General features: G+C 62.3%; 14 protein-coding genes. 11 read left to right on the forward strand and 3 right to left on the reverse strand.

Annotation, left to right across the window (positions count from 1 at the left end):
- Positions 1-116: 116 nt before the first annotated feature.
- From JQ574_RS15775 to JQ574_RS15790, 4 genes are all read left to right on the forward strand, one after another.
- Entirely contained in the window at positions 117-1,109 is a 993-nt protein-coding gene (locus JQ574_RS15775) for an NAD-dependent epimerase/dehydratase family protein (protein WP_212211135.1), read from the forward strand.
- A 9-nt stretch (positions 1,110-1,118) separates the two neighbouring features.
- On the forward strand, positions 1,119-1,910 hold the full coding sequence (locus JQ574_RS15780) for an N-acyl homoserine lactonase family protein (protein WP_212211136.1): 792 nt from the start codon (positions 1,119-1,121) through the stop codon (positions 1,908-1,910).
- A 15-nt stretch (positions 1,911-1,925) separates the two neighbouring features.
- Positions 1,926-3,074 carry a 2-methylaconitate cis-trans isomerase PrpF family protein gene (locus JQ574_RS15785; RefSeq protein ID WP_212211137.1) on the forward strand — a complete coding sequence of 383 codons (1,149 nt, stop codon included), beginning with the start codon at positions 1,926-1,928 and terminating at the stop codon, positions 3,072-3,074.
- 140 nt (positions 3,075-3,214) lie between these two features.
- Positions 3,215-3,985, forward strand: coding sequence for a GntR family transcriptional regulator (locus JQ574_RS15790; RefSeq protein WP_212211139.1), 771 nt, complete (start codon positions 3,215-3,217; stop codon positions 3,983-3,985).
- A gap of 28 nt (positions 3,986-4,013) precedes the next feature.
- Here JQ574_RS15790 and prpB read toward each other — a convergent pair whose 3' ends face one another.
- Positions 4,014-4,943, reverse strand: a complete 930-nt coding sequence (gene prpB / locus JQ574_RS15795) for a methylisocitrate lyase (protein WP_212211141.1) — start codon at positions 4,941-4,943, stop codon at positions 4,014-4,016.
- A 235-nt stretch (positions 4,944-5,178) separates the two neighbouring features.
- On the opposite strand from prpB, the gene JQ574_RS15800 reads away from it, so the two are divergent.
- The 7 genes from JQ574_RS15800 (at position 5,179) to JQ574_RS15830 (ending at position 11,294) form a co-directional block, all read left to right on the forward strand.
- Positions 5,179-6,345, forward strand: coding sequence for an ABC transporter substrate-binding protein (locus JQ574_RS15800; protein WP_212383678.1), 1,167 nt, complete (start codon positions 5,179-5,181; stop codon positions 6,343-6,345).
- 53 nt (positions 6,346-6,398) lie between these two features.
- Positions 6,399-7,268: a branched-chain amino acid ABC transporter permease gene (locus JQ574_RS15805; protein ID WP_212211146.1), complete on the forward strand. Its 870-nt coding sequence runs from the start codon at positions 6,399-6,401 to the stop codon at positions 7,266-7,268.
- A gap of 1 nt (position 7,269) precedes the next feature.
- On the forward strand, positions 7,270-8,277 hold the full coding sequence (locus JQ574_RS15810; RefSeq protein ID WP_212211154.1) for a branched-chain amino acid ABC transporter permease: 1,008 nt from the start codon (positions 7,270-7,272) through the stop codon (positions 8,275-8,277).
- Positions 8,274-9,050, forward strand: a complete 777-nt coding sequence (locus JQ574_RS15815) for an ABC transporter ATP-binding protein (protein WP_212211155.1) — start codon at positions 8,274-8,276, stop codon at positions 9,048-9,050. Before JQ574_RS15810 ends, JQ574_RS15815 begins: the two co-directional genes overlap by 4 nt.
- Positions 9,047-9,763, forward strand: coding sequence for an ABC transporter ATP-binding protein (locus JQ574_RS15820; RefSeq protein WP_212211157.1), 717 nt, complete (start codon positions 9,047-9,049; stop codon positions 9,761-9,763). Before JQ574_RS15815 ends, JQ574_RS15820 begins: the two co-directional genes overlap by 4 nt.
- Before the next feature lie 286 nt (positions 9,764-10,049).
- On the forward strand, positions 10,050-10,916 hold the full coding sequence (locus JQ574_RS15825) for a tetratricopeptide repeat protein (RefSeq protein ID WP_212211159.1): 867 nt from the start codon (positions 10,050-10,052) through the stop codon (positions 10,914-10,916).
- A gap of 108 nt (positions 10,917-11,024) precedes the next feature.
- Positions 11,025-11,294, forward strand: a complete 270-nt coding sequence (locus JQ574_RS15830) for a hypothetical protein (protein ID WP_212211160.1) — start codon at positions 11,025-11,027, stop codon at positions 11,292-11,294.
- Between the two features lie 77 nt (positions 11,295-11,371).
- Here the strand turns inward: JQ574_RS15830 and JQ574_RS15835 are convergent, their stop codons facing one another.
- A complete protein-coding gene (locus JQ574_RS15835; RefSeq protein ID WP_212211161.1) occupies positions 11,372-12,346 on the reverse strand; it encodes a tripartite tricarboxylate transporter substrate binding protein in 975 nt (324 codons plus the stop codon).
- A gap of 174 nt (positions 12,347-12,520) precedes the next feature.
- Positions 12,521-13,423, reverse strand: a complete 903-nt coding sequence (locus JQ574_RS15840; protein WP_212211162.1) for a DMT family transporter — start codon at positions 13,421-13,423, stop codon at positions 12,521-12,523.
- Positions 13,424-13,461: the final 38 nt, after the last annotated feature.

The following is a 13,461-nucleotide window of genomic DNA, read 5'->3' on the forward strand; positions in this document are numbered from 1 at the left end:
ATTCGGCCGGCCACCGCTGCGATGCGCGCGCCACCGGCCTACATCGGTTCAACAGATGATCAACGGGAGCGAAACTTGAGACAGCCTGTGCAGTTTGCCGCGATGTGTGAGCGTCCATGAAGATCGCCCAAGGAAAATTTGTCGTGACCGGCGGCGCCAGCCTGATCGGATCGCATGTCGCGGAACAATTGCTGAGCCAGGGCGCGCGGGAAGTCGTGCTGCTCGACAACTACGCGCTGGGCAGTCCGGACACCGTCAGGTCGCTGCTGGGCGATGCTCGCGTCAAGCTCGTGCGCGGCGATATCCTGCGCATCAACGAGCTGTATGATGCCTTCGAGGGCTGCGATGGCGTGTTCGCAATCGCCGGCTTCCTGACGCTGCCGCTCAGCCAGAATCCGAGCCTTGGGCTTGCGGTCAATGTCGAGGGGCAGGTCAACATCTTCGAGGCGTGCCGCTATCGCAACGTCAAGAAGGTGGTGTTCTCGTCGTCGATCGCCGTGTACGGCGATCCGGCGCCAGGCTTGGTCGACGAGTCAGCCCCGGCGCAGCTCGCCACGTTCCAGCCCGCGACAGCGCTGTACGCGTGCACCAAGCTGATCGGCGAAAATCTCTGCCGTCTCTACAGCGCCAAGCACGGCATCCAGGGGATCGCGCTGAGATACGCGACGGTTTACGGCGAGCGCCAGCACTATCGCGGCGTCAACGCGCTCTACATCATGGAGAACTACGACCGCATCATGCGCGGCGAGCCGCCAGTCATTCCGGACGACGGCAGTGAGGTGCATGACTACGTTCACGTTGCCGACGTCGCCCGCGCCAATGTGATGGCGATGGCGTCCGACATCACGGCTGAGAGCTTTACCGTCGCGTCGGGTGTTGCGACCGATCTCAACCGGGTGGTGGCGCTGTTGCTGAAGTTCACCGGCAGCGATCTCAAGCCCGTCTACAAATCGGCACCTTCGAGCGTGCGATCAAGTGTGACCAAGCAGCTCGATTTCAGCATCGCCAAGGCCGAGAAGATGCTGGGCTGGAAGCCCGAGGTTTCCATCGAGGAGGGCATCCGCCGGCTGCTGGAATGGCGCAAGGCGCAGGACACGCCGGCGAGCTGAGGGGAACGCATGTCGGAATACGAGATTCTCGCGGTCCGTTACGCCCATAATGCCGAACGGCGCACATCCGAAAATTTCCTCGGCGGCGATGCGCATGACGGACCGATGCCGATGGATTTCTTCGTCTGGGTGCTGAAGGGCGACGGCCAGACCATCATCGTCGATACCGGATTTGACGCCGACATGGCCAAACGGCGCGCGCGCCAGATAACGCGCCCGGTTGCGGAAGGCCTGAAGGTTGCGGGCGTCGATCTTGCGGGTGTCAAGGATGTCGTGCTGACCCATATGCATTACGACCACGCGGGAAATCACGAGATCTTTCCGAACGCGCGCTATCACATCCAGGATCGCGAAATGGAATACTGCACCGGCCGGTGCATGTGCCATTCCAGTCTGCGTCACCCGTTTGAGGCTGACGATGTCACCGCGATGGTGCGCAAACTGTTCCAGGGCCGCGTCAGGTTCCACAATGGCACGAGCGAGATCGCCGACGGTGTCACGGTGCATCTGGTCGGCGGACATTCGCGCGGGCTGCAGTTCGTGCGGGTCCGAACCCGCCGCGGATGGGTAGTGCTCGCCTCCGACGCTTCACATTATTACGCGAATTTCGAACAGTACCGGCCGTTCCCGGTGGTGGTCGACGTCAGCGAGACGCTGGAAGGTTATGACGCGATGCGCCGGCTGGCGTCGTCGCTGACGCACATCGTGCCCGGCCATGACCCGCTCGTGCTACAACGCTATCCGGCGCAGCCGGGCGGTCCGGCAGACATCATCCGTCTGGATGCCGAGCCGCTGAAATAAGGACAGGGATCGGCCATGGCAAATGCTCGACTTCGTGCGGTGTTCATGCGGGGCGGCACTTCCAAGGCGGTGATGTTCCGAAGGGACGATCTGCCTCATGACCCGAAGGCTTGGGACCCGATTTTCCTTGAAGTGATGGGCTCGCCGGATCCCAATGGCCGGCAACTCGACGGCATGGGCGGCGGCATCTCGTCGCTGTCGAAGATCTGCATCATCGGCCCGCCGAGCCGCACCGACGCCGATGTCGATTACACCTTTGCGCAGATCGGCGTGCGCGACACTTTTGTCGACTACGGCGCCAATTGCGGCAACATGTCCTCGGCCGTTGGGCCGTTCGCGCTCGACGAAGGGCTGGTGACGGCACCAGCCAATGGCGAAGCCACGGTCCGCATTCACAACACCAATACCTCGAAGATCATCGTTGCGCGCTTTCCGGTCGAGAATGGTTCGCTGGCCGCCACCGGCGACATCGAGATCGATGGCATCGCCGGGAAGGCGGCGCCGATCCGGCTGGAGTTCCTCGAGCCCGGCGGGGCGCGGACCGGCGCATTGCTGCCGACCGGAAACGCGGTTGATGATCTCGACATCGACGGCGGGGAAAGCGTGAAGGCGTCCTGCGTCGACGCCGCCAACCCCTGCGTCTTTGTTGCGGCAAGCGCGGCCGGAAAATCCGGCGACGAGCTGCCCGACGTGCTCGACAATGATGCCGCCTTCCTGCAGCGCATGGAAGCGATCCGCTGTGCGGCATCGGTCAAAATGGGGATTGCGCCGGATCTCGATCAGGCGCGGCGTATGACCGGTATTCCCAAAGTCGCGATGGTGACGGGCCCGAGATCCGGACGAACGCTGTCGGGGCGCGAGCTCGCGGCTGAAGATGCCGACATCTGGGTGCGGATGATCTCGGTCGGGCTGCCGCATCGCGCCACGCCGATTACGGGAGCGATTTGCCTTGCGGTGGCGTCGCGCATTCCCGGAAGCATTCCGGCCGAACTGTGCAAGGCGAACGGGCCCATTCGTATCGCGCATCCATCGGGCGTCACGCTGGTCGACGCCGGCGTTTCGCCTGCCGGCTCCGGCGCGGTAAAGGCGGACTATGGCGCGGTCTACCGCAGCGCCCGTCGCCTGTTCGAAGGCAATGTGGTTTATCGAACGGCCATCGCTTAGTTGTATACAGTTGCGGGAACGCAGGTTTCCACGATTGATTGTCGTTCACGAAGGGACATACTAGTAAGAAGGGCTTGGCCGAGGAGCGAGCCGGCTCGTGTCTGTGCGGGCTCCCACTGGAGCGCTATCGAAAGGCTTTCATGAACGGCATCTTGAGCAACAAGGTCTCTGCCCAGTCGCTGGTGGATGCGCTCGCCGAGCGGATCGAGGCGGCGATCATGAGCGGGGACCTGCAGCCGGGCAGCAAGATCAGCGAGCAGGCGCTGGCCGCGTCGCTCGGCGTCAGCCGCGGTCCATTGCGCGAAGCCATCCGCCGGCTCGAAGGTCGAAAGCTGCTGCAGCGGACACCCAACATCGGCGTCCGCGTCGCAAGCCTGTCGCCGAGCGATCTGTATGAAGTGCTGCAGGTTCGCGAAGCGCTGGAAGGAATGGCATGCGGGCTCGCGGCCCAGCATATGACGGACGATGAGCTGGAGGCGCTTTCCGAGCTGCTGGATCAGCACCAGCAGCAGAAGAGCGTCCAGGAAGGCACCGGCTATTATCAGGAGTCGAAGGACTTCGATTTCCACTTCCGCATCGTCAAGGGCAGCCGCAATGCGCGGCTGGTCCAGATGCTGTGCGAGGACCTCTATTATCTGCTTCGGGTCTACCGCTACAAATCAAGTACAAAACCGGGGCGGGCCAAGCAGGCTCTGCGCGAGCACAAGGACATCGTCGCGGCGCTGATGCGGCGGGATCCGGTGGAGGCCGAACGCAAGATGCGGCTGCACATCAGCAACGCCCGCCAGTATGTCGAGGAGCAGATGAGGGAAGCGGCCGCCCGGCAAGAAGTCGCGCCGCCCGTCCGGAAGCCCAAGGCGGGTGCGGCGTGGACAGGCAAGAGCAAGGCCGCGGTTCAGTCGCGCAGATAGCCTCACGGTGAAGGGCCAGCCGCAGCTTTCATCGGCCGGTTTGCTTTTGCGGCATTCCCTCGGGTGTGATCGATGTGATGATCGATGAATCGAGGGCCTCGTATTCGTGATAGCCGATGGTCGCGTATAGTTCGGCCCGCGTTTGCATGCGATCGATCAGGCGGTGGGTGCCGCCGTCTTTACGGATGCCGTCATACAGTTCGGCCTGCGCCTTGGCGGCCACGCGAAGCGCGCTGACCGGCCAGATCACCATCTTGTAGCCGAGCGCCTCGAACTCGGACGCCGTCATGAACGGCGTTCGTCCAAACTCGGTCATATTGGCCAACAGCGGCACCTTGATGGTTTCGGCAAATTTGCGGAACGCTTCCGGGTCATGCAGCGCCTCGGGGAAGATCGCGTCGGCGCCGGCTTCGACATACAGCCGGGCCCGGTTGATGGCGCTGTCGAGCCCTTCGTCCGCGGCCGCATCGGTGCGGGCCACGATGTAGAGATGCCGCCGCGCCCTGGCGGCGGCGGCGATTTTGGCCGCCATATCCTCGGGCGCGATCAGCTTCTTGTCGTTGAGATGGCCGCACTTCTTCGGCAGGATCTGATCCTCGATCTGGACGGCGGCAGCACCGGCGTCTTCGAACGCACGCACCATGTTCATCACGTTCAGCGCTTCGCCAAAGCCGGTATCGCCATCCACCAGCACGGGAAGTTGCGACGCGCGGGAAACCTGCCGGACGAAGAAGCAGACGTCGTCGATCGTGAGGATGCCGAGGTCCGGAAGCCCCATCGACGCGGACATCGCCGCTCCCGACAGATACAGCGCTTCAAACTGCGCGGCCTTGGCCTGCAACGCGGCGAGGCCGCAATGGGCTCCGGGAATCTGCAGGATGCCGGGACGCTGCAATAGCTTCCGAAAGCGATCGCCGGCGGCCAGCGTCGGCAGGTCATTGGCGACCAGATATGTCATTTGGCTCCCGCCTGTTCTGTTTCGTTCCTGATCATATCCGTCATGCCCGCTTGCGTCGTGGCCCGAACGGGGCGGCAGGAATGTTTCCTGCATGAACCTTAAACTGTCAACAGTTGACTTTAGTCAATTCCCTAAGATAGGTTCCGCCATCCCGTCGCCCGACAAGGGCCGCGGACGAAACAGAAAATCGAGAGGGGTTGGCAGCGAGCTGCTCCCCGACATCAGGGAGGTAGCCATGCGTGGGTTTCTGAAGGTCGCGCTCCTTTCGACGGCTTGCGCTGTTTCCTCATACTCGGCGTCTGCGCAGACGTTGAAGCTCGGCGTTCTGGCGACGCTTTCCGGCGCCGGAACCGCGTGGGGGATGGCGATGCAGGGCGCGGCCGAACTCGCCGCCGAAGACGTCAACAGCAAGGGCGGACTGGAAGTCGCCGGCAAGAAGTACAAGGTCGAGATCGTCGCCTATGACGACCATTACAAGGCGGCGGACGCGCTGACCGCGTTCAACCGCATGGTGTTCGACGACAGCATCAAGTTCGTGGTCGGGCCGCTCGGATCGGCGCCGGCGCTCGCCCTTCTTCCCGTCAGCACCGAAAACAAGGTCATCACGATGACGATGGCCTTCACCCCGAAGGCGCTGTCGGCCGAATACAAGTACAGCTTCCGTCCGGTGATCCCGTCGGACGTGTTCTCCGATCCGCAAATCAAGTGGGTGGTGCAGAAGCTGGGCGCCAAGAAGATCGGCGGCTTGTTCCCGAACGACGAATCCGGTCAGCAGGTTGGAGCCGCCAACGAAGCTGCCTATGAGGCGGTCGGTGCCAAGTTCGTCGCCAAGGAGTTCTTCGAGCGCGAGCGCGTCGATTTCGTGCCGTTGCTGACGCGCGTGCTGGCGAAGGGCATCGATGCCTTTGAACTCAACGGCAACGCGCCGCAGACCGCGGGATTGCTGGTCAAGCAGCTTCGTGAACTTGGCTTCAAGGGGCCGATCATCCGGACCGGCGGCGACGCCACCGCTGATATCCTGAAGGTTGCTGGCAAGGATGCCACCGAGAACGTCTACGTCCATCAGCCGATCAATACGGAATCCCCGGCGATCCAGGAATACACCAAGCGCTTCGAGACAAAGTACAAGACGCCGTTGAACGCCTTCAGCCCGTTCTTCTACGCCAATGTGCAGATGGTGTTCGCCGCGATGCAGAAGTCGGGAACGGTGACGAATAGCGACAAGGTGCGCGAAGCGTTGCGTGGCCTGAAGGAGTTCGAAACCGTGCTCGGCAAGGTGAACTGGATCGGCGAAGCGCAGTGGAAGTCGAACCAGCAGCTCGACGCGCCATTCTACGTGGCGCTCCTCAAGGGTGGTGCCGCGCAGGTCGTGGCCAAGTGCACGCCCAAGGTCTGCGAATGAGCGTTGCAGGCATCTCCTGGAAAATTGACGCCGCTTGACGCGGGAGAACGGGTTTGGACTATTCGATACTTCTTGCGCAGGCTGTGCTGAACGGTCTCGTCATCGGCGCGATGTACATGCTGATGGCGGTCGGTTTCACGCTGGTGTTCGGGATCATGCGCGTGGTCAATTTCGCGCATGGCGAATTCTATATGCTCGGCGCCTTTACGGGATTCTTCACCTACGTCTATTGGGAGATCCCGTTCGTCGTCTGCCTTTTGATCGCGGCGCTGACGATCGGCATTCTCGGCATGCTGGTCGAGCGGACGCTGATCCAGCCGTTTCGTTCGGATGAGATGTCGGGGATGATCGCGACGCTTGCGATCTCGGTGATCATTCAGAATGGCGCCGTGTCGCTGTGGGGGCCTCAGCCGCGGGCGATGCCCGATATCGTCACGGGCACGCTGGCGATCGGTCCGTTCAGCTTTCCATGGTCGCGGCTTGTCGTCATCGCCGCGGCCGCGCTGATCTTTACCGCGTTCTGGCTTTTCATGCAGCGAACCCGGCTCGGGCGGGCGATGCGGGCGGTCGCCCAGGATACCGAGACCGCGCTGATCCAGGGCATCCGCGTCAACTACATCTATCCGCTGGCCTTCGGCATGAGCGTCGCGCTCGCGGCGCTGGCCGGGGCGTTGATGGGGCCGGTCTTCTCGGTCTCGCCCTTTGTCGGCCTCACGCCGATGCTCAAGGCCTTCGTGGTCGTCATTCTCGGCGGTCTCGGCTCGGTCCCGGGGGCGGTGGTCGGCGGCCTTCTGCTCGGCATGATCGAGAGCTTCACCGCCACGATCTTCGGGTCGCTGGTGTCGGACATCCTGCAGCTTCTGCTGGTGATTCTGATCTTGCTGGTTCGGCCCGCCGGCCTTTTGGGACAAAGGGAGGCCTGACTTGGAGGGATCATCCACCGCCACGATGGGCCGCGATGAGCCGCACCTCGCGCCGCGCCGTCGTTTGCTGCCAGGTATCGCGCTGGTCGTTGTGCTCGCGGCGGCTCTCGTCCTGCCGCAGCTCACGACAAACCAGTTCTACATCCATCTGGCGAACCTGATGCTGCTCAATTCGATCTTCGCGGTCAGCCTGGGCCTGATTGCGTCGGTCGGGCAGATATCGCTCGGACACGCGGCGTTCGTGGCTGCCGGCGCCTACGTCTCGGCCCTGGCAGCGCTGAGCTTCAAGCTTCCGCCTATCCTCGGCATCGTGCTGGCCGGGCTTGTGACGGGATTGGCGGCGGTGCTGCTCGGCAAGATATTGCTTCGGCTGCGCGGCGTCTATTTTGTGCTGGTCACGTTTCTGGCCGGGCAGGTCTTCACGCTGATCGTGCTGAATTGGGAAAGCGTCACCCACGGCGCCAACGGGCTGCTTGGGATTCCCGCCATATCCATTTTCGGCCTTCCGCTCTCGACGCGCCTGCGCTTCTACTATTTCGCGCTCGCTGCCTTCATTATCGTCGTGACCTTCGTCTGGGCGCTGATGCGCTCGCAATACGGCCGGGCGTTCCGTTCCATCGCGGAGAACGTGCGCCTCGCCGAATCGAGCGGCATCGATGTGAGCCATTACCAGATCGTGGCCTTTGCGCTAGGCAGCGGCATCGCCGGGGCAGCCGGTGCGGCGATGGTCCACTATATCCGCTTTCTGTCGCCGGACAGTTTCACGTTCAACGACTCGATCGCGTACATCACCATGCTCGTCGTCGGCGGGCGTCACACGATGATCGGCGGCGTCCTTGGCGCGCTGTTCCTGACGCCTCTGCCGGAGCTGCTCCGCGGCTTCGTCGGCGCACAGCACATCATCTATGGCGTGATACTGCTCTGCGTGTTGCTGTTCATCCCGAACGGTCTCGTCTCGATCGGACGATCCTTCTTCAGCAAGGGCTCGGAGACGGAGACGCCGAAATGAGCGCTGCATTACTGGAAGTGGATGCGATCAGCCGGCGGTTCGGCGGCCTGAATGCGCTGAAGGACGTTTCGTTCTCGATCAATGCTGGCGAGATTGTCGGATTGATCGGCCCCAACGGCGCCGGAAAAACAACCTGCTTTAATGTGGTCAGCGGGGTGATGTCGCCGTCGGCGGGTGCCATCCGCTTCGAGCAGCGCAGCATTGTCGGCAAGAAGCCGAGCGCGATCGTCAGCGAAGGATTGGTGCGGACATTTCAGGCCACGACGATCTTTCCCGAAGCCACGGTCATCGAGAATGTCATGCGTGGTGCGTTCGCGACCACGCCGGTCTCGATGCTGGGTTCGATTCTCAACACCCGCGCCGCACGTGCGGCGCTGTCGGCGACCCGAAGGCGGTGCGAGCTTCTGCTTGAACGCCTGTCGCTGCTTCAGTTCCGCCAGCGCCGCGCTGGAGAACTGTCCTATGGTGGTCAGCGTCGGCTCGGTGTTGCCATCGCGCTGGCCGCGCGTCCCAAGCTGCTGATGCTCGATGAGCCGGTGGCGGGATTGAATCCGGAAGAAGCCGCCGATTTCGGCCGGTTGATCAAGGAGCTGCACAAGACCGAGAACATCTCGGTGCTGCTGGTCGAGCACCACATGCGGCTGGTGATGGGGCTGTGCGACCGGCTTGTCGTGCTGGATCATGGCGTAAAGATCGCCGAGGGAGTTCCTGCGGAAATCCGGGCCAATCGCAGCGTGATACAGGCCTATCTCGGCGCCGAGGAAGCAGCGTGAGCAAAGCACTTCAGGTACGTGACATTCACGTCGAATACGGCCATCGGGTTGCCATCTCTGGCATCAGCCTGGATGTCGCGCCGGCCCAAATCGTTTCACTCGTGGGCAGCAACGGTGCCGGCAAGACCAGCACGCTACGGGCGATTATGGGATTGCGGTCACCGAGCCAGGGCGAGATCAGCTTCGGCGACGTGCGAATCGACAAGATGTCGCCGCCCGACATCGTCTCGCAGGGCATCGCGTTGTCGCCGGAGGGACGGCGGGTGTTCCCGCGGATGACCGTCCACGACAATCTGCTCGTCGGCGGCTACCTGCAGCCGCAAGGCGGCAGCCTGCACGCCTCCGTCGAACGGATGTTCGGCTTCTTCCCAAAACTCAGGCAGCGTCGCGACCAGATGGCAGGCCTGCTGTCCGGCGGCGAGCAGCAGATGCTGGCGATTGCCCGGGCGCTGATGGCGGCGCCGAAGGTGCTGTTGCTGGACGAGCCGTCGCTCGGGCTCGCGCCCATCATGGTGCAGGAGATCGGACGCCTGATCGAGACGATCAACAGGGAGCAGGGACTGTCGATCGTGCTGGTCGAGCAGAATGCCAACCTTGCGCTCCGGCTCTGCCACTACGCCTATGTGCTGGAGAACGGGCGGATTGCGCTGAGCGGTCCTGGCGCGGAACTCGCCAAGAGCGATTACGTTCAGCGCGCCTATCTCGGGGTTTAGGAGACCGTTTCGGTGGCCATAGGCCGTGGACTCATCAGCGCGGCCAAATCTGGATTGCGGCGGGCTTGAACACTGACTTCCGGGATTAACCGATAACCGGACATACTGCCGAGATGCCAAATCCAGTTGAATGTGAACCGGAACGCCAAGTACCGACACATATCTCAGGATTTCAAAGTTCGCTCAGGGAAATGGCATGAGGCCCACGGATTGAAGATTCTGGAGCGCGCTTTTTGCCGCTACGATATTCCTCGGTTATTCAGCCGCCGCTGACCAGTGCGATTCTGTGCAAGATCCCGAGGCTACGATCACGGCCTGTAGCCGGAGCATCAAGTCGGGGAAACCGAAAGGGCGCGATCTGGCGGCTTACTACAACAATCGCGCTGTCGCCTATCGCGCCAGGGGCGACAACCACCGCGCCATCGCCGACTTGAATGAGGCGATCCGGCTCGATCCTAAATTGGCCATGGCCTTCAACAATCGAGGTGCCGCTTACAACGAACAGGGCGACAACGACCGCGCCATCGCCGACTTCAACGAGGCGATCCGGCTCGATCCCAAATTTGTCATGGCCTTCAACAATCGAGGCAACGCCTACAGCGACCAAGGCGACAATGACCGCGCTATCGCTGATTACAATGAGACGATCCGGCTTGATCCCAAATTCGCCAGGGCCTTCCAAAATAGAGGCAGCGCCTACCACGACAAGGGCGATAACGATCGCGCCGTTGCCGATTACAATGAGGCGATCCGGCTCGAACCCAAGCACGCCAAGGCCTTCCTCGGTCGAGGTATCGCCTTCAGCGCCAAGGGCGACAACGACCGCGCTATCACCGACTTCGACGCGGCGATCCGGCTCGATCCCAAATCCGCCATGGCCTTCGAAAACAGAGGTGGCGCGTATCTCGAAAAGGGCGACCTCGACCGCGCCATCGCCGACTACAGTGAGGCGATCCGGATCAATCCCGAGGATGCCGACGTCTTCAACAGTCGAGGTTTCGCTTATCGCGCCAAGGGCGACCTCGAGCGCGCCATCGCCGACTACAATGAGGCGATCCGGCTCGATCCGAAATCCTCCTTGCCCTACTTTGCTCGCGGGCGTTCGTATCTTTTTACTGGCTCGGCCGAAAAGGCGCTGGCCGATCTTGACTAGGCAAGTGCGCATGCACCGGACGATGCCTATCTGGCCCTGTGGGTCGAGATCGCCAGTCAGCGAAACAATCTCCCGAGCCGCCTGGCGCAAACCAGTTCCCGGATCGACATGAACGTCTGGCCGGCGCCTATCATCAGATTGTTCATGGGCCAGATAACGCCCGCTGCCGCACTTGCTGCCGCAGACCATCGTGACGCCAGCAGGAAGAGGGGGCAGGTCTGCGAGGCGAATTTTTACAGTGGCGAGCTCTCGCTGACGAAGGGGATGAAAGACGAAGCAACCCGCCTTTTCCGTCTGGCGGCCAGCGATTGTCCGCGCAGTTTCCACGAGTGGGAGGCCGCCAACGCCGAACTGACGGCGCTCGGCGTAGTCCCATGAGCATGTGTTACACGCCAGATTTTTGATTTGACGCGTCTTCTTAACGCGAACCGATGTCCACTTCGCTGGAAAACGCTTTAGTTCACCGTCGCGCCCGATGACTGGATGATTTTTGTCCATTTCGTCGTTTCGTCGGTGAGGAATTGTCCGAACGCCGCGCCCGAAATATCAGCCGTCTCGGCACCGAGTTCGGTGAAGCGCTTCTGCACGTCGGGCATCTTCAGGATTGCGTCGACCTCGCTCTGCAGCTTCGCAAGCACCGGCGCGGGCGTTTTCGCCGGTGCCACCAGCCCGAACCAGGCGGAGGCCTCGAAGCCGGGCACGCCGGATTCTGCGACCGTCGGCACGTCGGGAAGGGCGCTCGCGCGTGTGGCGCCGGCCACCGCAATCGCCCTGATGGTCTTGGCCTGAACCTGCGGCAGCACTGCCGGGATGTTGTCGAACATCATGGGGATGTGCCCCGCGATCAGATCGTTCATGGCGGGTGCAGCACCGCGATAGGGGAGGTGAACGATATTGATGCCGGTCATGCTCTTCAGCAATTCGCCCGCAAGATGATTGGTGGAGCCGTTGCCCGAGGATCCGAAGTTGATGGTGCCCGGCTTTGCCTTGGCGAGCGCTATGAGTTCCCCGACGTTCCTGGCTTCGACCGACGGATGCACCATAAGCACGATCGGCACCGAGGCGACCAGCGCCACCGGAGCGAACGCCTTTGCCGGATCGTAAGGCAGGCTCTTGTAGAGCGCCGCGTTGATGGTGAGCGGCGGCGGCGCCGTCAGCAGCAGCGTGTGACCGTCCGGCTCCGAAGTCGCGACCGCATCCGCGCCGATATTTCCGCCGGCACCGGCGCGATTTTCGATCAGGAATGTCTGGCTGGTCCGCTCACCAAGTTTTTGTGCCACGATGCGGGCGATGATGTCGTTGGAGCCGCCGGCAGGAAAGGGCACGACGATCTTGACGGGCCGGGATGGATAATCCTGTGCCGCGGCCGGGCCACCAAACAGGAAGGCGCTGAAGGCGACAAGAAGTGCGCGACGACAGAATGGCTTCATGCGTTTCCTCTTGCCCTGCGTGAGTCCTGCTTTTGCAGGATCTTGTGGCCACGACGGATATCGTTGCAGGATCAACGTGAATGTCAACCACGCGTTGCTGATGTCCCTCAAGCGCAAGAGAACGACGATGCAGCGCATCAGCCTTCGATACTACGACGAGTGGCGCCCAGCTGTTTACGCTGGCAGCGCTTCCCGGCGCGGAATCGTTCCGATGGCGATCCCTCCCAAGATCAGCAGCATAGCGACCACCAGATCGATATGGATTGCCTCGCCGAGAATAAGCGCAGAGCTCGCGACCCCGACGACGGGGGTCGCGAGAAGCCCGAGCGATGTGACGACGGCGGGCAAGCTGCGGTTGACCGTCGCCATCGCCCAATAGGCCAATGCCGTTCCGATGATCCCGCTGAAGAGAAACAGCCCAACCAGCTGCGCATTCCATTCCAGATGCGGAACACCGTCCTTTAGAAACGCCAGCACGGAGACCACCAGCGTGGCGAGCAGCGTTTGCCAGAACCCGAGCTGGAAGGGCGTGGAAATCCAGCGGTGCGCGCGCACATAGACGATGCTGACTGCCCAGCACAGGGCAGCCAGCAGGATGCAGCCGCTGCCGGCCAGGGTGTTGGCGTCGACCCAATTGTAGGCGAGTGGATTGAACATGAGGGCGAGGCCGGCGAGGCCAACGGCCATTCCCAGTGAACGCGATGGCGTCATTCTCTCGCCGAGGAACAGCCAGGCGGCAGGCATCACCCAAAGCGGGGTCGTGTAGCCAAGGACGATTGAACGGCCGACCGCGGCGTATTGCAGCCCGAATGCGACCAGCGCTGAAAATGCCACCATGTGAAATATCGAATTGACGAAGATCACAGGTAGATCGCCGCGACGCGGCACGATCATCTCGCCCCGCGCGAACAGAAGCATCGCGAGGGCCACGGTGGCGATGGCGCAACGAATTGCCGTGATCCACAGCGGCGTGACGCTCTGCACGAGGGTCTTGGTAATCGTCCAGTTCAGGCCCCAGGCGATCACGATCACCGCGAACAGCAGGAATGCGCCGCGGCGCGACAGATGGGTCTGCATGATGATCCCTGTTGGCGGGTTGGGCCGCACAAACCATA

Source organism: Bradyrhizobium sp. AUGA SZCCT0158 (assembly GCF_018130065.1).
GTDB lineage: Bacteria > Pseudomonadota > Alphaproteobacteria > Rhizobiales > Xanthobacteraceae > Bradyrhizobium.

Coding starts and splice junctions, on each gene's coding strand:
- JQ574_RS15775 (WP_212211135.1), top strand. CDS start 117: ATGAAGATCGCCCAAGGAAAATTTGTCGTGACCGGCGGCGCCAGCCTG.
- JQ574_RS15780 (WP_212211136.1), top strand. CDS start 1,119: ATGTCGGAATACGAGATTCTCGCGGTCCGTTACGCCCATAATGCCGAA.
- JQ574_RS15785 (WP_212211137.1), top strand. CDS start 1,926: ATGGCAAATGCTCGACTTCGTGCGGTGTTCATGCGGGGCGGCACTTCC.
- JQ574_RS15790 (WP_212211139.1), top strand. CDS start 3,215: ATGAACGGCATCTTGAGCAACAAGGTCTCTGCCCAGTCGCTGGTGGAT.
- prpB (WP_212211141.1), bottom strand. CDS start 4,943: ATGACATATCTGGTCGCCAATGACCTGCCGACGCTGGCCGCCGGCGAT.
- JQ574_RS15800 (WP_212383678.1), top strand. CDS start 5,179: ATGCGTGGGTTTCTGAAGGTCGCGCTCCTTTCGACGGCTTGCGCTGTT.
- JQ574_RS15815 (WP_212211155.1), top strand. CDS start 8,274: ATGAGCGCTGCATTACTGGAAGTGGATGCGATCAGCCGGCGGTTCGGC.
- JQ574_RS15830 (WP_212211160.1), top strand. CDS start 11,025: ATGAACGTCTGGCCGGCGCCTATCATCAGATTGTTCATGGGCCAGATA.
- JQ574_RS15835 (WP_212211161.1), bottom strand. CDS start 12,346: ATGAAGCCATTCTGTCGTCGCGCACTTCTTGTCGCCTTCAGCGCCTTC.
- JQ574_RS15840 (WP_212211162.1), bottom strand. CDS start 13,423: ATGCAGACCCATCTGTCGCGCCGCGGCGCATTCCTGCTGTTCGCGGTG.